Source organism: Marinifilum breve (genome assembly GCF_003202155.1).
Taxonomy (GTDB): domain Bacteria; phylum Bacteroidota; class Bacteroidia; order Bacteroidales; family Marinifilaceae; genus Marinifilum; species Marinifilum breve.
Genome location: NZ_QFLI01000177.1, coordinates 1 through 386, shown reverse-complemented (window position 1 = coordinate 386; position 386 = coordinate 1). Strand labels below are relative to the sequence as shown.

Below are 386 nucleotides of genomic sequence, written 5' to 3'. Positions count from 1 at the left end.
GCGACGATGTGCCGGATGCGAAGGACGATGGTGAATACCGTCTGGAACAGGCGGGCGACAGCACCGGCAACACGGTGACAGGCAACCTGCTGATCGACAACGATACGCAGGGCGCGGATGGCGCGACGATCACGTCGATCACCTATACGGATGAAAGCGGCAATGCCGCGACCGCAGTGGTCGATCCAGTGAATGGCGTCACCGTCGACACCCAGTACGGTATGCTGACCGTCGATGCGAGCGGCGCCTGGACCTACACGGCCGATACCGACATCGTGAATGTCAGCGGCCAGGATGTTGAGGACGACTTCACCTATACGTTGACGGATGGTGACGGCGACAGCGATACTGCCACGGTCCATCTGGTCATCGGCGACGACGGTCCG

General features: G+C 61.4%; 1 protein-coding gene. It reads left to right on the top strand.

All coding sequences use genetic code 11. From position 1 onward, the window contains the following. A partial coding sequence (locus tag DF185_RS23360) for an Ig-like domain-containing protein (RefSeq protein WP_133250160.1) occupies positions 1–386 on the top strand: 386 nt, incomplete at both ends.